This window comes from Pseudoalteromonas shioyasakiensis (genome assembly GCA_013391845.1).
Classification (GTDB): domain Bacteria; phylum Pseudomonadota; class Gammaproteobacteria; order Enterobacterales; family Alteromonadaceae; genus Pseudoalteromonas; species Pseudoalteromonas apostichopi.
The window spans coordinates 2,623,201-2,644,849 of sequence record CP058414.1; the positions used below are offsets into that span (position 1 = coordinate 2,623,201).

A 21,649-nucleotide genomic window follows, 5' to 3' on the forward strand; every position below is an offset into this window, starting at 1 on the left:
GTTATTATTTTTCCTCATTAAACCATAATTACAGCCAACTGCGTAAACTATTTGAGTTGTTCGTGCTCTTACAAGTTCATTTGCTGTAAAAATAAACAAAACTAAATACGAACCCCCGTATAAGCGTTAAATCATGAGCAGCCACTATTTTTCAAACACCTTAGTTATTAATCTGCAGCCGAACAACACAGCACAGCAAATTATGCTTATGGAAGCATCAAACATCGATATTTCAAGCTTAGCTATTGAAAAATTGCTCAGTGAGTTTGAATTATGTGTACTTGAAAAACGCAAAGTGCCCGCAGCTAAACAAGAGTATTTAGCGACTCGCTTAACGTTAAAGTATTTATACAAACATACTTACCCTCATGATGATTTAGCGCTCAATGAAATATCAAGCCAATTTGATGACAAAGACAGTAAGCTAAAACTACATACACCCGTTAGAGAGTCTGTTTGGGCTTGCTTATCTCATTCAAATGGTTTGATAGGTGCTGCCCTCAACCCAGCTCAGCAGCTGCTTGGTTTTGATATTGAACAAAGCAACAAACCTCGCCCTTTTATCAAGCTTGCAAAGCATTTTTATCATCAAGATGAAGTTGACTTAATCAGCAGTTTTGATGCACCCGATGAACAGGCACAGTGTTTTTTTAGAATTTGGACATTAAAAGAAGCCCTTGCTAAGGCAAGTACTCAGCCGATTGCGAAACTGCTCGCTCCCAATGTATTTGAAGAAATACGTAAACATAATTTCTGCGCTAGCAGTAATTGTATTGAAGGCTTTGACATAAGTGTTGTGGCACAAAAAAGCACTGACTGGCAGTGCTCTTTTATTAGCTTTAGCGACTTACGCCGCGACTTGGCTTTCTAATAATCGGCTGTGAATTGCCTGCACAACGTCATCTGACTCGCTTTGCTCCACCAAAAAGCACAGGTTATGTTTACTTGCACCGTGGCAAATTAAACGAATATTAAAGTCGCTTAATACCTGCATTAAATTCATTTCTTGCTGACGTAATTGAATTTCAGAACCAATTAAAGCCACCAGCGTTAAGTTATTCTCGACCGACACATGACAAAACTCAGAAAGCTTATCTAAACAAGCTTGATCCAGCTCTGGACGTGATGCATTTGGCGCGTTATCCAAAGTAATTGCAACACTAATTTCTGAGGTTGTAACCAAATCAACTGAAATATTAAACTCACTTAAAATGGTGAAAACACGCGCTAAGAAACCACTAGCAAGGAGCATTTCTGGGCTTTTGACTGTTAATAGAATTTGGTTTTTACGCTGTGTTACTGCACGAATACCTGGTTGCTGAGATTTTTCTTTTTCAATCCATGTACCACCTAATTGTGGCTCACGGCTTGAACCAACAAACACACTAATATGACTACGGCTCGCAGGTAAAATGGTTGCAGGATGCAGTACTTTTGCACCAAACGTTGCCATCTCTGCCGCTTCATCAAAACTCAAGCGTGCAATTGGGCTTGCTTTAGCGCATAAACGCGGATCAGTACTGAAAATACCCACAACATCAGTCCAAATATGCACGCTTTTTGCGTTAATTGCTTCTGCAAGTAATGCCGCGCTGTAATCTGATCCTCCACGCCCTAAAGTGGTTGTTTGATTATGTTCATTGCTACCAATAAAACCCTGAGTTACTACAACGTGGTCATCAAGTAGCGGCACTAAATGCTCTTTAGCAGCCGCAGCGGTTGCTGCAACATTCGGTGTTGCTTTAGCAAATTGGCTATCTGTTTTTAGCACCTTGCGTACATCAAAACGCACCGCATCAAGACCTTGCCCACGCAATACTTGTGTAAATAAATACGATGATAAACGCTCACCAAAGCTAAGTAGCTCATCTTGCTCCGCTACTGACTTAACCCCTTCTGATGCCAGTTTTTGAAAGGCTTTGAGGGTTTCATTAAAGCCATGAGCTAAGTCAGCATCAAGCGATAGCTCAGCTAAAATAGCTTCTTGAATGGCTACCACACCTGTGATGTGCTCGTCACGCTCAGCCGCGCTCAAATCAGCTTTACACAATGCAACTAAATGATTTGTCACGCCAGCACTGGCACTCACAGCAACAATACGAACTTGATTATCAGCACAAATGATTTCTGCGCAGCGGCTCATAGCATCAAAGTTAGCTACACTGGTGCCACCAAATTTTGCAACAACGTAATCTGATTTTGTGTTGGCGGCTAATTGGGTATTCATGTCGTCTCCTTTTGTGGAAAACTATCCACAGTAATTCAAGAAGAACTCGGCAAGGGGGTGCTTTGAAAATAAAGAGTAGTCCATGCCAGAAGCTCTCCACCTAGTTTGGTGACAGTTTTGAGGATTCAGCCCCATAAACCGAAAAGTAACCGTGACGTCCGGCTAATTTTCTCGGCGAGTACTTCCCTCATTAATGGTCATCGGCGTTCGTCACCTCACATTAACTACCTAAGTATCGCACCTCTTCTGAATGTTAAGTTAACACCTGGTTAAAATAACAAAGCCTGCTAAAAAAGCAGGCTTTGAAAGTTAACGTTTAGACGTCTAGCTGTCAAGTTGTTTTATGAAATTAAACTGCCTGCTAAGTGCGACCCGTAATAGCCAACGGTATAAGCAATTAATAAATAAACCGACATTTTAAGATAGCTCATAAAGGTCAGTGCTTTTACTTTACTCATGGCGATAATACCTGCCGCAGAGCCGATAATAAGCATTGAACCACCTACCCCTGTTGCGTAGGTAAACGACAACCACTGCTGTGGACTCATCACAATATCAGCTTTTAAAAGTGCAGCAGTTAAAGGTACGTTATCTACCGCTGCTGATAATAGCCCCATCATGTAGTTTGCATACTCAGGCGCCATCAACTCATATAGGTGAGTAAACTTAGCAAGCATACCTACTTCTTTTAATGCACCAACCAGCAATAACACACCTACGAAGAACAATAAGGTGTCGTACTCAATCTCACGAATATAATCGATAATTTTTTTGTTGACGTCTTTTTTGCGCATTAAGAATTGCGCAACCAAAAACATTAGTGATAAACCAAATAAAAAGGTTAAAAGCGGTGGCACATTATAAAGCACGCTCAAAGTTAACGTGGCAATAATCGTCGAGAAGAAGATAACCGCAATGGTAATATCTGTTTTTTCAATACGACGAGCTGTTTGCTTTTCAAATACTACATTACCCGACATACCCACAGATAACATTGCCGCAAGCAGTGCAACACTTGTCAGTGCAGGCGCAATTAATAATAGTAAATTAGCAATGGTGACCTTTTCGTCTAAGAAAATCATCAGAGTTGTAACATCACCCGTGATCAACGACACCCCACCCGAGTTAACACTAAATACAATCAAGGTTGCATATTTTATTAATTTTTTAGGATCTAATTTTAGTGACATCACCACCGCAAGTGAGATTAAAGTCGCAGTTATATTGTCTGATATCGATGAAAATAAGAAAGAAAAGCCACCAATCAGAAACATCAACTTTCGTTCACTGATTTGATTTGGCATAATTTTATGAACAATATTCTGGATAAAGCCTTTAGAGTTTAAATACGCAACAAAGGTCATCGCTGCCATTAAAAACAGCCATAAAGTCGCGATCTCTAATATATTGTGATCCAGTTGATGTTGTATGGTTTCTGGGCTTTGCCCATGAATTGGAGAGATAAATAAGATAATCCAGCATAAAGTGCCAAAAAAAAGCGTCGTTTTGGCCTTGTTTACATGGATAATATCCTCTATAACGATAAGCAAAAATGCCACCGCTATCAGGGTTAGGATAAGTGGGGTTACCATGGTGTTTGAACAACCTTTATAATAATGTAAAAATTGTAAGTCGAGTGTTTCGGCGCGGATTCTAGCAGCATAGAAAGCATAAAACTATTATCAATTACATAATTTACTACTAATCGCTAACACCTAAGTCTGAATTTACTGGAGCCTTATGATCCCAGCTAAAAAGTTATTAAATACCCTTACTGAACATTGGGGGGTGTTAGAACTGCTATTTAAACGTTTTAAGATGGCTGATTTCAGTTTGAAAGACGTACAAAATGCGATAAAACAAAAACAACCTTCATGGTCAAATGAACGCATTTATAAGGAAACAAATCGTTTATTAAATCAAGATATTATCATTCCATTAGCGAAATCATCGCAATTAGAAATCAATCGAGCGATTGCTGATTTTGCGACTTTCTTGCTACAAGAAGAACACCTAGGTCTTGCCCAAGAAATTAGTGTACTAGTTGATGATTTAGCTCGCCTTGGTAGTCGCTTGGCTAAAGCAGGTGAAATTGAAGATTACGACGAGCTACGCCGCTTTAGCCGTATTATGGATGATCGGGTACGTAAAATAATGAAATTGTTTGCCCACAATGAAAACGCGATTTTAAATATTGTTGAGCAAGCTAAAGCAAACAACGCCGTGCAATCTTTGCAAAAGCGCTATCAAGCAGTGATCGAAGCGTTTGATGAATACATTGAACCTATGCTTGAAATGGTTGATATACGTGGTGACTTCCACGCTTGCTTTAACACCATCGAAACGCAAATAAGCGCACAAATCGAACAAATTGACCGCCTAGGTAAGTCATATCAAGACAAACGCATGCTTGAGCAATTGCGAACCCGTATTTTAGAAATGCATTTAGTTGGTCGTGAAAGCTTACGTAAAAGCGCCGATATGCTAATGCCGCTACGTGAAGAATTACGCCGTAACAACCTAATTACTCGCCAAGCAGCCAAAGTACTTGGTTTAGTGCGTAAAAATGGCGTCGATAACATGCTAAGTGCGGTACAACCTAACTTTGTCTCGGATGCACAACGCTTTTCACTTGGTCAACAACGTCATATCGTGGCCTATATGGCAGGCTTAGTCGACTTTGAGCACGATGAATATCAGCTACCAGAGCATGATGATGTGCCCGCCTATCAAAGCCCGCATATCCCTGATTACAACGACGTTAAAACACAATTTAGAAAACGCTTTAAAAAAGCCAGCAAAAAAGCTCAGCCGCTGCTTAGTTTCTTAGATGAAAGCTACCCAGATCTAGAAGCTGACGAAATGCTGTTCTTGTATCAAAAATTAATTAGCGATGGCGACCTTGAAATTAGCCAAAGCCAAGAGAAAGTAAAAATAAAAATTGCCCAGCAACACTTCTCTCTTTACCCATTTAACTCATCGATTGCTGACGATAAAAAAGCAACAGAGCAATAACCATGACAGATATTAATTTAGATGATTTAACGCATCTGCAAGCTATTAATAAAAAGCTCACGTCAGGCTACCACATTAGTGAACAAGACACGCTGATGTGGCAAGAGCTTGACCAACACATTGATGCCTACCGTGCCCTTTTTAATGCACTCGGCCATGACCTACAGCATGATAGCCGTGGCTATTACTATTTTGGTAGTGACGAGAGCACCCCAAACATGGGTAAAATTTCACGTGCCATCGCGCTGACTATCTACATCTTGATTGAGCACTATGCCAATACTGGTAAAGATCCTATGCGTGCCTTATTTGACGAGGTAAACGACCTTGAACTGATGCAAACCTTAGTGCAAATCAACAAGCACTTGTTTGATCAATTAGAAATATTCTCTGGCTCAGGTTTACGTAAAGATGTGTACCTACGTATGGTGCGTTTAGGCCTTGCTCGCGAAGTAGAAAATGGCTTTATGCTGCAAGCGCCAATTTATCGTTATATCGATGCATTAATGGAAGTAAACGAAGAAACCTATCTAGGAGATGACGAATAATGCAAAGCCAAAGCCTTTACGGACTCAGCAAACTTGCGCTTTTAAATACCGCAGGCTATGCAAAATGCGTGATCCCACTGGATAAAAGTAGCTCAATTTGTGCACCGAATAATACCGGTAAAAGCTCGGTTATTAATGCCCTGCAATTTCCGTTAATTAATGATTTACGCTTAACAGAATGGGATGGCCACGATTTAGACGAAACTCGTAAGTTCTACTTTTCGTCAGATCAATCCTATATTTTACTTGAAGCTGACCTACCTAATGGCCCTGTGGTTATTGGTGTTGCTGGCCTTGGTAAAATTGCTGGTTATGCGCATCAGTTTTTTTGCTATCAAGGTAAGTTAAACCTAGATCACTACACCCAAGGCAAGACAATTGTTAAATTCACCAAGCTTTTTAATCACTTAAAAGAGCAAGGTTTCAACCCAATTGAATTAAAAGCGCAAGAGCTGAACGCCCTACTTACTGGCGGAGCAACCCCGTTTGATGGCGATATCAATTTAAAGATGATCCCACTCAATAACGTGCAAGACTCTGCAATTTACAAAGAAATTTTCCGCCGTATTCTTAACTTGCACAAGTTAGGAGCCAGTGATGTTAAGCGCTTTATGTTACGTGTATTTGAGCGTCATATGTCAAATTCACGGGTCGATTTTTATGAAGTATGGCGACGTTCATTCGATAAGGTAAATCGCGCTAAACGTGAATTAAAAGCCCTTGAGTCAATGCAAGAGCCTATCGCAGCCCTTGAATCTATGCTTGAGAATCAAACGGTTTTAAAAGGCAAACTTGCCGCCTATGCGCCAAAAATTGACCAAGCACTGATTGACTTTGAAACCTATCAACAAGAGCAACTCACTGAGCTAAATATTGCCCTTGAAGATATCGAGCACGAAAAACATGAGTTCGACCAAAAGCAGCAGCTGTATATTCAGCAATCACGTGACATTGAGCGTAAGCAAACTCAAATTGAGCAGTGGTTTTTAGACTATCGAGCACTTAAATCTGAGTTTGAACTAGTTAACAAAGCCACCTTAAAAGTAAGCCTTACGCAGCTTAAACAAGATTATGAGTCGCTTTCGCATTCATTAAGCAGTGCCCAAGGTCAAAGCTTACACACGCTTGATTACCGTATTAGCGAAACACAAAAGCAAATTAAGAGCTTAAAACTACAGCTAAAGAACCTCGAGTTCAATTTATTCACCCGTATGCGTGAAGATTTATCTTTAAAAGAAGTTGAAGAAATTTCGCGTATTTTAAACCCAGATATCTTATCGTTTGCCACCACCAGCAATGGTGATGTTGATATCACAGACGAAGATGCCTTCGGTGAGTTTTTAGAGCAGTTATCGGCAAACGTAAAAGGCGGTGTACTGACTCTTCCTGGTGCGACGATTAAACTAAAAAAGCTAAGCCCTGTGCAAATGCAAACGGGCGAAAACAAAGAGCAATTAACTGCGCAACTCGCTGCACTTGAAAACTCCCTGAAAGAGTTTAAACAACAGCGCGAAGTAGCTGCTAATGTCGCTGAAAAGCAAAAAGAAAAAGATGCCTTGTATGATGAGCTAATGGCCTCTGAAGAAGCATTAAAACGCTTTGAACAATTTGAAGTGATGCAGCAATCTGTCGATGCTCAAACTCTGCTAAAAGAGCAATTAAATGCAGAACGCGAACAAGTTGACGACTACCTGCAAGACATTCAAAAGAACAGTGGCTCAATTAGCGATCGTCGCTCAATTATCAAGTCGAAAAAAGATTTGCTTGCGCGCCAAGCTGACCGCTTACGCCAAGTTAAATCTGAACGTATCGATCACACACTTGATTTTTACTCAGGCAAAGTCACACCATACATGATTGAAATCAGTATTGATTTTGATAACTTAAGTGACCTCATTCATCACTTTAACAAAGACTGCCAAGAGCTACGTAACTTTGATATCAACGTACGTAACACCTACATGCATATTTATAATGCGGGTATTACTAAATTTGATAACGAAAACGATGAGTTTACTAAATACGAAAAGCTTATCAGCGCGTTTCATAACATTGATAACGAGCGCGATGCTGTTGAGCGTCAAGGCCGAGTTGCATTAACCGAAGTGGCAGCTACCATTAAAGGCTTGCGTGAAGACTTAGACCGCTTGCGCCGTGAAATGAATAGCTTTAATAAAGGCATTAGTCAACATCGGATCTCTAACCTTCAAGCATTCAAAATTAATGTTATCCCGCGCAAGATGCTGGTTGATAGCATTGATACCATCATTAGTACCTCAAATCAGTTTGAGCAAGGCGATACCCTCGACTTATTAAGCCAAGAGCCTTATAGCGAGTCTGCGGTAAACGAAGCAAAAGATCATTTAATTAAGTTTGCTTCTGAAAAAGCAGGTTTAACACTGACAGACTTGTTCGATATTCGCTTTGAAGTGGTAAATCGTGCTGGTGACACTGAGCACTTCGAGAAAATCGACTCAGCCGGCTCTAACGGTACCCGGATTACCATTAAGCTACTTTGTGGCATGCTGTTTATTCGTTACTTATTAAGCGATCAAGAGCAAAACCTGTATCGTATTCCGATTTATATCGATGAAGCTGCCGATATCGACCCGCAAAACCAAAAAGCAATTATCGAAACAGCACTTAGCTTTGGCTTCGTGCCGATTTTTGCCTCAGTTAAACCACAAGTTAGCTGTGATTACATTGTCCCTATTCGTACTGTCAAAGATGGGGTGCAAAACTGGGTCGATGAAAAAGACTGGATAGAAGTTGAACACAGTGCTTAATTACAAACTATTACAGTACTTATTTGTAAATGTGCCATAGTATTTAAATAATCATTCAGTTGAGTATTATTTGTGTTATGTTATCAATCAAGTAGTGGAAATTTTGCCAAGGAGCAAACAATATGAAGAACTTATTAATCGCGACGGCTGTATTATTTTTAGCGGCTTGTGCTAAAACGCCTGATTGGGATTACGACAAATCTGCAGATTTTAGTAATTATAAAACCTTCTCTTGGGTACCTAATGCCAGCTTGACTAAAAACGTAGCGAACTACCAAATTAGTCCTTTAATGGAAAAACGTGTGCGTGAAGCAGTTAATGCCGAACTTGAAAAAAGCGGTATGAAGCTTGTTGATGTAGCGCAAGCAGATGTACTTATTAACTATCATGCATCAGTTGATACTAAAATTGATGTAGATACCTTCAACGTAGGTTACGGTGCACGCTGGAATTACTGGGGTATGGGTTATAACACACAAACAACAACTCGCGAATACGAAGTCGGTACGTTAATTTTAGACGTAGTAGACCGTGCTTCTAACCAATTAGTTTGGCGTGGTGCTAAAGAAGGTCGTTTGCAAAAGAACCAATCACCTGAAAAGCGCACTGAAGTTATCAAAGAAACTGTTGCTAACATTCTCAGTAACTTTCCACCGCAATCAATTAATCAAAACTAAATGCCGTTTTAGTAAAAAGACCGCGCACTTGGCGCGGTTTTTTATTGCCTGCTGAAATCTGGTTGGAGTGGTATAACTCAGTGATTCAGATACAATACCCGCAATTTTCAGTGCGCCTAACTAGCCCACTACCCCAGATTAAACAAAATCAAGAGAGTTTTAGATGGTACGCGCAGTACAGCTTACACTTCCCGCTTTATTCGTCACTTGCTCAGTGCTAGCAGAAGACACCAACAATATTGAACAAATCACCGTTGAAGTTTCAGCAACCGCAAATAAAGAACCGGTTGGTACTTTTGATGCGCCGGTATCAAACTTAGAATATGACCCACGTGTCGATTTGCAATCACGCAATATGGCTGAAGCACAAGCTGATGTCACTATTCGTGGTGGTATCTTCGAAAATACTGGCTTTCGTGTCGGTAGCAGTACATTATTTGACCCCCAATCTGGTCACTACTTTGCTGAAATTCCTATTGCCCCACAGATGCTAACAGGCCCTTCAGTACTTACAGGGGCTGATAATGCCCTTTATGGTATGAATAGCTCGGTTGGCACGGTTTCATTTGGCTGGCGCCCTATCACAAGCACTGGCAGCGTTTCACTTGGCACAGGTACGAATGGCTTTAATTTACAAAGCATTCATGCTGCCCATAGCCAAAAGCTGGATAGCAAACCTGATTGGCGATTAGGTTTTGAGGGTGAATACTCGCACTCAAAAAGCGATGGCTCAATTGATAATGGCGACCACGACTTTGAACGTGCCTCAGCACGCGTTCAACTTGCAAGCGATACCTCGCAAACTGATTTAATGTTCGGACGCCAAGAAAAATTTTTTGGTTGGCCAAATCTTTACACGCCATTTAACTTTAACGAAACCGAAGATCTTGAAACCAACCTTTTCATGCTCAATCACAAGCAAATGTATGGTGATAGCAGTACCTTTGAAGTGACTGGTTATTATCGTAAACATAACGACCATTATGTATTGTCTCGTGAAAACCCAGCTATTTTTGAAGCGTTTCACGAAACCACCGTTAAGTCATTGGCACTCTCTGGACGTCACCGTTTAAATGACCACTATGCAATTAATTATGCTGGACAATTTATTGCTGATGAGATTGAATCAACATCTCTTGAAAACAACTTTACGTCACGCAATTACACTAAGCTAAGTATCTTGCCTGAATACAAGACGGCCCTTACAGCTAACAAAGAGCTTATGGTTCGTGTTGGTGCTGCTTTTGATGATACTAACCGTGATAGTTCAGATACCTCCTTTATTGCAGATGCAAGCCTTAAAGTAGCTAATCAAAATGGCAGTGAACATACTTGGTACGCATCATACGCCGAAGCAACACAAGTTCCCGGTTACACCGCAATCGGCGGCAGTGAAACGGGCGGGTTATTCAGAAGTAATTACAGCCTTGAGCGCGAAACCACCGATAACCTTGAATTAGGTTTACTAATTGAACAATCTTCGTGGCGTTTAGATTCAGCTATTTTCTACCGCAAAGATAAAAACCTTACGGATTGGACATATCGCTTTGATGCAACTTCAGCACGTTTTGCAAACCCGGTTGATATAGACACCTTAGGCGTTGAGTTTTTAGCGAATAAATCGTTTGAAAGCGCTGAGTTGATTGCCAGCTACACCTATTTAGAAAAGTCAGAAGACTATGGCACGGCAGATATTGATGCGAGCTTTTATGCGCTTAACTACCCTGATCACCGTGTAACACTGGGTGCAGTATGGCAACCAATGGATGTGCTTGAGTTGCGTATCGATAACGAATGGCGTAAACAACATAGTAACCGCCTACGTAGCTCTGATGATGAAGCCTTCTTCACGCAGTTAACAGTAAAGTTCACGCCAGCCCAGCTTGATAATGTGTTTGTTACCTTTGCAGCTGACAATATTTGGGATGAATCATTCGAAGAAGTCCCGGGTACCCCAGGCCGCGGCGAACAATATACTTTAAGCGCTACCTATACGTGGTAAGTAAAAACAACAATGCCAGTCAATTGACTGGCATTGTTGTGACACGTTTTCTTCTAAGATCTTTAAAACACCACAGTCAAATTTATTTAAAATGCCATAGCGAAAACTGTGACTTTAAAAAATAACCTAATTTATCCCAGTAACTGTTAAAAAATGTTAAGGGTTTAATTTTTTTAAGTCATCTGCTCAAGTTCGGTAATTAAATACAATGCTTGTTCATTTGTCGTGCCACACACATCAATAGTGGCAGAAAAATCACTACACACCTTGGGCCTTGATTCATCACCAAATAATTTACACAGGTTATTATTATCCAGTTGAATACAGCGCTCTCCCGCCGCTTTCCCGTTGGGCATTCCTGGGATCGGTGAGCTAATACTGGGTGCAATACAACAGGCGCCACAGCCTAATCTACATGCCATTTTATCTGTCATTGAGTACCTCTTATAGAACCTTTGTAGCGCCTTTGTAATATGTGTAATGGTTTGTTACATCTTCGAACGCCTTGTAAACACTTTATTGCGTATGCTTAGCCTATCAAATTTATTTTTAATTACCGTCAACCGTGAGGGACTATCCCGTGGCTAGTAAAAAACAAATCATTCTCCCTATCGCCGTATTAGTCGGCGGACTTGGAATGGCATTCGCATTTGCCTCTATGAAGCAAGCGCCGGTCGAAAAACCAGAACAAGATTTGCGACCGCTTGTATCAATTAAACCGTTAAGCTTTGACGCCATTACCCTTGATGTAAAATCATACGGTATCGTTAAACCGAAAAACCAAACTGAACTTGTTGCGCAAGTGAGTGGTCAGGTTGTCTCGCTGTCAGATCAATTTGTACAAGGCGGATTTGTTAAGCAAGGCGATATTCTAGCACGTATTGACCCAAATGATTACGAAGCTGCACTCATTGAAGCAGAAGCAGGTCTAGCGCAAGCAAGCTCTGCTCTTGAAATTGAACGCGCGCAAGTATCTGTTGCACAAGCTGAGTGGGACCGCATCAAAGGTGACTCAAACCAAGTTATTCCATCTGAGCTGTATTTACGTAAACCGCAACTCGCTGAAAAGCTTGCAAACTACCGTGCTGCTCAAGCCAGTGTAAAACGCGCAAAACGTAATCTTGAGCGCACATACATTAAAGCGCCATACGATGCCATTATCGACGAGCGCCTGATTAGTTTAGGTAGTGTGGTAAACCCGGGTAATAGCTTTGGTAGCCTAAGCTCAACATCACTGGCTGAAATTCGTTTACCTGTTGCTGATAAAGATCTGCAATACCTAAATAACCAAGGAATTGGTGCAAGCGTATCAATTAATGCTGAATTTGCAGGTAAACAAACAACGTGGCAAGCGACTATTGTACGCAGCGAAGGGGTCGTTGACCAACGCAGCCGCATGAATTACCTAGTAGCACAAGTAGCAACGCCTTATGAGCAAAAACAACCACTGCGTTTTGGCTCATACATTAATGCCACTATCGAAGGTCGAGCGCTGGACAATGCGATTGTTGTTCCGCACCATTTAGTTAAAGACAACAAGGTAGCTGTTTTACAAGATGGCGAAACACTTACTTTTAAAACACTTAACATTGTGCGCGAACAAAATGGCATGGTGATCGCCGATAATGGCCTTGCTAACGGTGAGCAACTTATTACCTCAGCACTTGAATACCCAACTGAAGGCATGGCAGTCAAGCTAGATGACGCAAAACTAAGTGTGCCAACAACACAATTAGCGTTAAAAGAGGAATAAGCCATGACCACGCACAGAGAAAAAGGGCTTATTGCCTGGTTTGCACGCAACCCAGTTGCTGCAAACTTACTTATGATCTTTATTTTAGTGGGCGGCTTATTGACTGCAATGTCAGTGCGTAAGCAAATGTTCCCACAGTTTGAAAGTAACTGGATCAGTATTCAAGCTGTCTACCCAGGGGCTGCACCACAAGAGGTAGAAGAAGGCATAACCATAAAGGTCGAAGAGTCTTTAGAGGGCCTCGAAGGCATTAAACGTTTAATTACTTATTCGAACCGTGGTTTTTCACAAGCTTGGATAGAAATCGAAGAAAAGTACGACCCGCAAGAAGTACTCGATGAAATCAAGATGCAGGTTGATTCAATCAATACCTTCCCTGCTGAGATGGAACGCCCAATTGTTCGCCGTGAAAAGTTTGAGCAAGAAGTTATGATACTCGCGCTGTATGGCGATATGAGTAACTACCAGCTCAAAGAACTTGGTAACGACATAAAAGATGAACTACAAGCTTTACCACAAATTAACTTGGTCAACTTTTACAGTGGCTTAAACTACGAAATTGGCATTGAAATCAGCCCAGATAAACTACGTGAGTATGGTTTAACTTTCCGTGATATTGCCACAGCCGTTCGTAGCTTCTCTGCCAATATGTCAGCAGGTCAAATTCGCTCTGAAAATGGCTACATTTCAATGCGTGTTGAAAACCAAGCGTATCGTGGTAAAGAGTTCGAAAAGCTGCCTTTATTACACTTACCTGATGGCGCCCAAGTTTTCTTGGGTGATGTGGCAACAATTAACGATGGCTTTGAAGAAGGCCTGCAATATTCTAAGTACAATGGTAAAAATTCACTGACTTTTGAAGTAAATGCTTCGAAAGATCAAGACATCACTAAGGTTGCTGCAGTATTAAAAAAATACCTAGCAGATAAAGCGCCACAGTTACCAGCAGGTGTAAAGCTATCGCCAATTGTTGATTTAACTTATTACCTTGAAGGTCGTCTAAACATGATGATCGACAACATGATTTGGGGTGGTATTTTAGTTATGGTGGTACTTGCCCTATTCTTGCCACTGCGCTTAGCGTTTTGGGTCATGATGGGTTTACCTGTATCATTCCTAGGTGCATTTTTAATGATGCCACTTGGCTTTATAGACATCACTGTTAACTTAGCTTCTTTATTCGCATTTATACTGGTGCTAGGGATAGTCGTTGATGATGCTATCGTCGTCGGTGAGTCAGCCAGTGCTGAAATTGAAAAGCACGGTCACAGCCTAGATAACGTAGTGCGCGGCGTAAAACGCGTTGCAATTCCTGCAACCTTTGGTGTATTGACTACTATCGCCGCATTCTTACCGCAAACACTGGCATCAGGGCCTGGTTCTGCCTTTTCTAAAGCCATTGGTGGCGTAATTATCCTTTGCTTAATTTTCTCATTGATTGAATCAAAACTGATTCTACCGGCTCACTTAGCGGCCATGAAAAATAAACCTGCGAACCCTAAAAATCCATTACACCGCTTGCGTTTAGGTATGGATAATGGCCTGAAGAACTTTGTCGATAATTACTACACACCATTTATAGGTCGCTGTATTCATTACCGTTATACCGTGATTGTTGGCTTTATCTGTGTACTTATTGTCAGTGGCGGTATGTTCGCTGGTGGTTTAGTGAAATTTGTTGCGAATCCTAAAATTCCACATGATTTCCCACGTATCTCAGTTGAAATGAACTTATCTTCTTCTGAACAAGCGACCCTTGAAACAGCACAAACAATTGAAAAACTGATTTTAGATGTCGATAAGCAACTTGAAGAGCAATATGGTCAAGCGATGATCCGTGACTTATCTGTTAGCTTACGCGGTCGTACAAGTGCACGCATTATGGCGATTTTAGTCGAACCAGACTTACGCCCTATTGATACTTTCCAATTAAGTGCAATGTGGCGCGAACAAATGCCACCACTGCCAGGTGTGAAAACGCTTAATATTGAAGACAGTATCATGAACGGCGGCCGTGATGACGGTGATGTGAGCTTCCGCTTAGAAGGTAAAGATATCAATAAACTAAAAGAAGTTGCAGCTAAGTTAAAAGAAAAGCTAAATAGCATGCAAGGTGTAGGTGATGTAAATGACTCACTACAATCTGCAACTGACGAAGTTCAACTTGAACTTAAACCACTTGCTTACAGCTTAGGCTTAACCTTATCGGATGTGGCATCACAAGTTAGCTTTAGCTACTACGGTTTAGAAGCACAACGTATTTTACGTGACGGTGAAGAGATTAAAGTAATGATCCGCTACCCTCGTGAATCGCGAAATGCGGTAAGTGACATCACTGATGCGCGTATCATTACGCCAACAGGCGTTGAAGTGCCTCTTGCAGAAGTAGCGAAGGTCAACATCGTTGATGGTGTGAACCGTATTCGTCGTGAAAACGCAAAACGCACTGTCAACGTTTGGGCTGCGGTTAACACTGATCAAGCAGAACCATTTGCCATTGCAAAAGAAATTCGTGACGAGTACTTACCTAGCCTATTGAAAAGCTACCCAGGTGTTGAAAGTAATGTGGCTGGTCGTATTCAAGAAGAAATGGATAGTGTGGCAGAACAAGTACGTGATTTTGCTTTGTCTATGATGATTATATTTGCGTTACTTGCTATTCCACTGCGCTCATACTCGCAGCCATTCATTATTATGTCGGTTATTCCATTTGGTGTAATTGGCGCGATGTTCGGTCACATGATCTTAGGTATGACAATGAGTAGCTTATCGGTATTCGGTATCATCGCTGTTGCTGGTGTAGTAGTAAACGATTCGCTAGTAATGGTCGACTTTGTCAATAAGGCCCGCGCTGAAGGTGTTGCAATCAAAGAGGCTGTTATGCAAGCCGGTGCTCGTCGTTTTAGAGCAATATTACTAACCTCAATTACGACCTTTATTGGTGTATTACCAATCATTATGGAAACAAGCTTACAAGCAAAAATAGTTATCCCAATGGCTGTATCTCTAGCATTCGGGGTGTTATTTGCGACTGTCATTACACTTATTTTAATCCCTTGTCAGTATGTTGCGTTAGAAGACTTTAAACGTTTAATTGGCAAGTTTAGAGGTAAAAAAGTAGAGCCAGAAGCAAAATTACAAACAACCAGTAATTAAACCCCTCTCAAAATCCCAACCGAACGCTTGGCAAATTCATTTGCCAAGCGTTTTTATTTAAAAATATGTTCCTATAAATTGTATTGCTTTGCTAAGCTTAAATGAGCAAAAAAGAAACAATTTAAGCAAATTACAAACTTGTTATAGGGACATAGCTATGAAGATTCTGCGCTACACCGTTTTGGTCAGTTGTTTATCCATTTGCATGCCTGTATTGGCTGAAAACCAATATTTACAACAACAGTTAGAACCTATCCTGATTGGTGAATCTCACAGTATTGAAAGAGAACACATCCATTCTCCTGACATGACCGTTGCCACCTATAAAGCAAATGGTTTTGAACGTGTTTGGAATGACACCAAATATGCAAAACAAGCTCTCAAGTTAATTGCTCAATCAGAGCTTGAAGGCCTCTCACCCAATGACTATCACTTTGATACATTAATGGCGCTGGCCAACGAAATAGATAAACGCGGAACAGAGGCTGTCGAAGCTCAGTTTGATGTACTTATGACAGATGCTGTCATGACGTATGCAAAACACTTAATACGCGGGAAAATAAACCCAAAACAACTTACTGCAACATGGAATTATGGACAGTTTGACGTCAGTCCTGATGCTGCAGCTGCCTCTTTACTTAAACACGTTAAGTCTAAAAGCCTTGATAAAGGCCTTGAAAACCTTAAGCCCGTATTACCTCATTACAAACGCTTAAAAGATGCTTTAGTGTTTTACCGAGAACTTGATGCAACTGGCGAGTTACCTGCCATCACATTGCAAAACAATATATTAAAACCGGGTCAATCAGACGCAGCAGTACCGCTGTTAAGACAAAAGTTAAAGCGCTTAAATTATTTTCAAGGCAGTGGTAATGATGATACTGATTATGACAACGAGCTAGTTGCAGCAGTTAAGAATTTTCAGAGTGCTCATCAAGTTACTGACGACGGTGTGATTGGTAACGCAACGTTAAAATTACTCAACAAAGATTACAGTGAATACATTGATGATATTTTAGTAAACCTAGAGCGTATTCGTTGGGTTGATAATACTCTCACAGAGCGCTTCTTAGTGGTAAATATCGCTGGTTTTAAACTATTTTTATTTGAAGACAACAAATTAAAATGGCAAACCAATGTGGTCGTTGGCATAAACTACACCAAAACCCCAATATTTAAAGGGCAAATGAGCTATATCGTGATGAATCCAACATGGACAGTACCGCGGAGTATTGCAGGTGGCATTATCAAAAAAATGAAAGAAAACCCAAACTACTTAAACGAGAAAGATTTTGTTGTGGTTGATAGTCGCCGTAACCCAGTGGATAGCAAGAGTATTGATTGGGCAAATGCTAGTCGTAAGAACTTTCCGTACTGGTTTGTACAACAACCTTCAGAGAATAATTCATTGGGACAAATTAAATTTATGTTTCCTAATAAATACTCAATTTATTTGCACGACACCCCTGCAAAAACATTATTCCAGCAAGACCAACGTGCATTTAGCCACGGCTGTGTAAGAGTTGATGACCCATTCACCTTAGCTGAGAAAATATTAGAAACGTCAGATAATTGGAGTCGTAGCGACATTGATGACGCCATTGCTGCAAAAGAGACTACAAAAATCAGCTTATCAAAACCGCTAGATGTACTTTTAATGTACTGGACAGTCGCAGGTGACGACGAGAGCTTACAATTTTATACCGATGTCTATAATCGCGATGGCGCGTTATTAAAAGCACTCACCACGCCATTAGCAAATAATACAATTTAGAGGTAACTATGTATTTCAGCCGTATTATTTTAAGTGTGTTCTTCGCGTTAACTACATGCTCTGTTGCTGCCATTGAATTAAGCGACTCGCTGCACAGCATTGTTCTTGATGCAAAACAGGTTCTAACACTTGATAACACGGCTGATTTTGCTCCAACTGCAGTATCAGACGTTGAGACTGAGCGATTAGGGCCAAATAGCATTGCAATTTACGCCCCAGAAAATGCAGGGTTTTATAACCTAGTATTGAGTAACGATGAAACCAGTAAACACCTACTTGTGATTGTTAAAAAACCATTCAATGCAAACAATAAACAGTTAAATAATTACCAAATAGGCCTCTACCCTACGCCCTATAAAGGCTACACACAATACAGTGCACCTAACGGGTTTATAGAAATTTTTGAGAAAGACTTATCACGCCAGCTGACTCCTCATGTGCAAGTTAAAAATATAATTTGTAAGCAAGTGAGTGGCTTTCCTAAATATCTTTATGTCAACAACGGTGGCTTGATGATGCTCGAAGAACTACTCAAGTTTGTACAAAGTGAAGGGATTAAAGTCAGCAAGTTTGCCTTTATCAGCGGCTATAGAACACCCCACTACAATCGCTCAATTGGTAATGGCAAATATAGTCGACACCAATATGGCGATGCTTTCGATTTATACATAGACGAAGATAGTGATGGCCGAATGGACGATTTAAATGGCGACGGCAAACTGACAGTTGCTGATGTAGATGTACTTTATAAAGTGTTCGAAAAATTTCAAAAACAAAGCCGTTATAATGGTGGTATAGGGCGCTATAGACCCGCCTCCCATCACGGTGGTTTTGTACATATAGATAACCGAGGATTTACCGCGAGGTGGTAATACAACCTTCATATAATCCTTGTTTAAAGATCATCCGATTGCATTATTTTTGCTTGATTGCTAAGTTATTGTGTACAAGGGAAAATCGCAGCAAAAAAATGTAATTCAAAACAGTGGTATTGATGAAACACAACTTGATTTAATCGCCCTACTCAATGACAGACAACCACCAGTTAGTACAACTCTCTATGTCAGTAACGGTGATCTAATAAGCCCCACTGATTATTGGCAAGCACTTCAAAATGAGAGTGTCTCTGTTGTGCATTACAGTGATTTAGACCACACAAAAATGGTAAGCCTTATCAATCAAGCCATGCGCAATGAGGTTTTACATAGATTAATGTAACCAACAAATAACAAGGATAGCAATGAACATACACTTTAAGAAATTAAGATTGCTTGTAGTTTTTTATTTACTCGCAATTTCAAGCCTTGCCCATAGCCAAAATATGCAAACAGAGATGGCCGACTTTATTCAAGGCTTTCATGAATACAAGCAGTTTAACGGCAATGTATTAGTTGCAAAGGATGGAAAAGTACTGTTTGAAAAAAGCTTTGGCTATGCCAACTTTGAGTGGGATATAAAGCATAGTGATAAAAGTAAGTTTAGAATTGGCTCTATAACAAAACAGTTTACCGCCATGTTAATCCTGCAATTGGCACAAAATAATAAGCTTAAACTCGATGATCATCTTGCAACATACCTTCCTGAATACAGACAAGATATTGCCAATAAAATTACACTTCGCCAAATACTTAATCATACCTCTGGTCTTGGTAATTATACCCAAGCAAAATCGTTTCGTGATGAGTACAGCCGAAACCCCTACAGTGTTGATGAATTTATTCGCTTGCTATGTAGTGATGATCTAGTGTTCGAACCTGGCACTGAATTTCGTTATAGCAATTCTGGCTATTTTATTTTGGGTGCGGTAATTGAAAAGGTAACTGGCCAAAAATATAAAGAGGTATTACAGCAGAATATTTTAGACCCACTTAAAATGAAGGATACAGGCTATGATTCCCACAATAAAATCATTAAATTTCGCGCCTCTGGATACGACAACGGGCTAGCTGGTTATAGCAACACCGATTATTTAGATATGTCTATCCCGTATGCAGCTGGGTCAATGTATTCAACAGCGCGGGATTTACTAAAATGGGATCAAGCCCTTTACTCAGATAAGTTATTAAACGACGCATATAAAAAGCAGATGTATCAAGTTTCTGGGCAAAGAAATTATGCGCTTGGTTGGGAAGTAACAAAGCTCGATAAAAACATTTACGGAAAACCCCTAACACGTATTCAACATGGCGGTGGTATCAATGGTTTCAATGCGTTTATAAGTAGAATTATCGAAGACAAATTACTTATTGTCATTCTAAATAACACGGGTGGTGCACCTCTCACCCCCATGACTAACGGTCTCTTGGCAATCTACTATGACAAACCTTATGAAAAAGCGACAGAACATGTAGATAGCAAGCTTTATAAAGCATTTAAAAGTGAAGGTATTAAAGGGCTCAAGAAAACCTATAAGCAAATGGTGAATGATGGGAATACGCCAAGAGAAAGGTCGTTAAACTACTTGGGTTATGAATTAATGCAGATGAAAGAACTAGATGCCGCAATTACTGTATTTGAACTCAACAATCAATCTTATCCAGAATCAGCAAACACTTATGACAGTTTAGGTGAAGCATATTTAGCAGTCGGCGATAAACAAAAAGCATTGGCAAGTTACAAAAATGCTCTTAACTTGAATCCTGACAGTGAAAGCGCTAAACAAGCAATTGAGAAATTACAATAAATAAGCCTTGTTACTCTATACCTAAAATAATTAGTTATCGAGTACCCGCTTATCTAAAATGCCTTTTTCAATCAGTTGAGTGAGAATCGCCTTGGTTTTTGCTCGACATATATCACGAACTAAACGAACCGCAGGTGTTATAGATTGTCGACTTGGACAGATTAACCAAAGCTCGGCACATAAGTGAGGGTAATTTTGCATAACCGGCACGACCCGACCTTTAAGTAAATCATCACTGATATCAATGCATGATTTAACAGCTAGACCTTTACCAGCCACACACCAACGTCTTACTAAATCTCCATCATTAGACGCTCGGCGGCCTTGCATTTTCACTTTAAAACGCTCTGTTCCATCGGTAAATTCCCAGACATTGTTGATGATATCTTGAAGTTGATAAAATAAACCTTGATGCTGGTTTAATTCATCAGGATGTGTCGGCGCTCCATATTCGGCAAGGTACTCTGGGGTTGCACATAACAACCGAGGAACATTACAAATTTTAAAGCCATATAAGTTTGAGTCTGATGGCGAGCCATATCTGAGCGCAAAATCAACAGAGTCTCGGTAAAAGTCGACATTACTATCGCTAATATGAGGACGCATACTCAGCTTTGGATATTCATCAAGTAACTCATCTAACCAAGGAATAATAATGTTGCGGCCTAAATCTGAAGATAATGCAACTCTTAGTTCACCTTCTATTTCATCATGCTCGCCTTTTAAGGCAAGTGTCGCTTGATCTAGCATGAGCACCGCTTGCTGACACTGAGGTAAAAAACGCTCCCCTGACGCCGATAAACGTAAATGGCGAGTAGTACGAACAAACAATTCAGTACCAAGAGCTGCTTCAACGCGCTTAATTGCTGCACTAGCGGTTGCAGCACGCATGTCTAATTTTGCCGCAGCGGTTGTAATACTGCGAAACTCTGCAACCTTGAGGATTAATTTGAGATCTTCAACCAGCATATTAACTAAAAATTTTTGATAATGTTTATTCGATTATGCGCTTTATCGTAAAGTATGCA

At 40.4% G+C, this 21,649-nt stretch carries 16 protein-coding genes; 12 read left to right on the forward strand and 4 right to left on the reverse strand.

Features of this window, described 5'->3' with window-relative positions; translation table 11 throughout:
* Positions 1-133: 133 nt before the first annotated feature.
* Entirely contained in the window at positions 134-871 is a 738-nt protein-coding gene (locus HYD28_11995; GenBank protein QLE09618.1) for a 4'-phosphopantetheinyl transferase superfamily protein, read from the forward strand.
* Here HYD28_11995 and lysC read toward each other — a convergent pair.
* Both lysC and nhaD read right to left on the reverse strand, forming a co-directional pair.
* Positions 848-2,227 carry a lysine-sensitive aspartokinase 3 gene (gene lysC / locus HYD28_12000; protein ID QLE09619.1) on the reverse strand — a complete coding sequence of 460 codons (1,380 nt, stop codon included), beginning with the start codon at positions 2,225-2,227 and terminating at the stop codon, positions 848-850. The two genes, HYD28_11995 and lysC, sit on opposite strands and share 24 nt — an antisense overlap.
* A gap of 341 nt (positions 2,228-2,568) precedes the next feature.
* Complete coding sequence (gene nhaD, locus HYD28_12005; GenBank protein ID QLE09620.1) at positions 2,569-3,819, reverse strand: sodium:proton antiporter NhaD; 1,251 nt, start codon at positions 3,817-3,819, stop codon at positions 2,569-2,571.
* A 148-nt stretch (positions 3,820-3,967) separates the two neighbouring features.
* On the opposite strand from nhaD, the gene HYD28_12010 reads away from it, so the two are divergent.
* The 5 genes from HYD28_12010 (at position 3,968) to HYD28_12030 (ending at position 11,255) form a co-directional block, all read left to right on the forward strand.
* Complete coding sequence (locus HYD28_12010; GenBank protein ID QLE09621.1) at positions 3,968-5,242, forward strand: hypothetical protein; 1,275 nt, start codon at positions 3,968-3,970, stop codon at positions 5,240-5,242.
* Positions 5,243-5,244: 2 nt separating this feature from the next.
* Complete coding sequence (locus HYD28_12015) at positions 5,245-5,790, forward strand: hypothetical protein (GenBank protein ID QLE09622.1); 546 nt, start codon at positions 5,245-5,247, stop codon at positions 5,788-5,790.
* Positions 5,790-8,576, forward strand: a complete 2,787-nt coding sequence (locus HYD28_12020) for an ATPase (protein ID QLE09623.1) — start codon at positions 5,790-5,792, stop codon at positions 8,574-8,576. Before HYD28_12015 ends, HYD28_12020 begins: the two co-directional genes overlap by 1 nt.
* A 122-nt stretch (positions 8,577-8,698) precedes the next feature.
* Entirely contained in the window at positions 8,699-9,253 is a 555-nt protein-coding gene (locus HYD28_12025) for a DUF4136 domain-containing protein (protein ID QLE09624.1), read from the forward strand.
* Positions 9,254-9,416: 163 nt separating this feature from the next.
* The gene (locus HYD28_12030; protein ID QLE09625.1) at positions 9,417-11,255 is read left to right on the forward strand and encodes a TonB-dependent receptor; all 1,839 of its coding nucleotides are present in this window, start codon (positions 9,417-9,419) and stop codon (positions 11,253-11,255) included.
* Between the two features lie 173 nt (positions 11,256-11,428).
* Here the strand turns inward: HYD28_12030 and HYD28_12035 are convergent, their stop codons facing one another.
* Complete coding sequence (locus HYD28_12035) at positions 11,429-11,677, reverse strand: YkgJ family cysteine cluster protein (protein ID QLE10551.1); 249 nt, start codon at positions 11,675-11,677, stop codon at positions 11,429-11,431.
* Positions 11,678-11,835: 158 nt separating this feature from the next.
* Here HYD28_12035 and HYD28_12040 point away from each other — a divergent pair, with 158 nt between their 5' ends.
* From HYD28_12040 to HYD28_12065, 6 genes are all read left to right on the forward strand, one after another.
* Positions 11,836-13,008, forward strand: coding sequence for an efflux RND transporter periplasmic adaptor subunit (locus tag HYD28_12040; GenBank protein ID QLE09626.1), 1,173 nt, complete (start codon positions 11,836-11,838; stop codon positions 13,006-13,008).
* Between the two features lie 3 nt (positions 13,009-13,011).
* Positions 13,012-16,164, forward strand: coding sequence for an efflux RND transporter permease subunit (locus HYD28_12045; protein ID QLE09627.1), 3,153 nt, complete (start codon positions 13,012-13,014; stop codon positions 16,162-16,164).
* A 157-nt stretch (positions 16,165-16,321) separates the two neighbouring features.
* Positions 16,322-17,938 carry a L,D-transpeptidase family protein gene (locus tag HYD28_12050; GenBank protein QLE09628.1) on the forward strand — a complete coding sequence of 539 codons (1,617 nt, stop codon included), beginning with the start codon at positions 16,322-16,324 and terminating at the stop codon, positions 17,936-17,938.
* Positions 17,939-17,946: 8 nt separating this feature from the next.
* A complete protein-coding gene (locus tag HYD28_12055) occupies positions 17,947-18,810 on the forward strand; it encodes a hypothetical protein (GenBank protein QLE09629.1) in 864 nt (287 codons plus the stop codon).
* A gap of 70 nt (positions 18,811-18,880) precedes the next feature.
* Positions 18,881-19,156: a hypothetical protein gene (locus tag HYD28_12060; GenBank protein ID QLE09630.1), complete on the forward strand. Its 276-nt coding sequence runs from the start codon at positions 18,881-18,883 to the stop codon at positions 19,154-19,156.
* Between the two features lie 22 nt (positions 19,157-19,178).
* A complete protein-coding gene (locus HYD28_12065; GenBank protein ID QLE09631.1) occupies positions 19,179-20,621 on the forward strand; it encodes a serine hydrolase in 1,443 nt (480 codons plus the stop codon).
* Positions 20,622-20,651: 30 nt separating this feature from the next.
* Here HYD28_12065 and HYD28_12070 read toward each other — a convergent pair whose 3' ends face one another.
* Positions 20,652-21,590, reverse strand: coding sequence for a LysR family transcriptional regulator (locus HYD28_12070; protein ID QLE09632.1), 939 nt, complete (start codon positions 21,588-21,590; stop codon positions 20,652-20,654).
* Between the last annotated feature and the right edge of the window lie 59 nt (positions 21,591-21,649).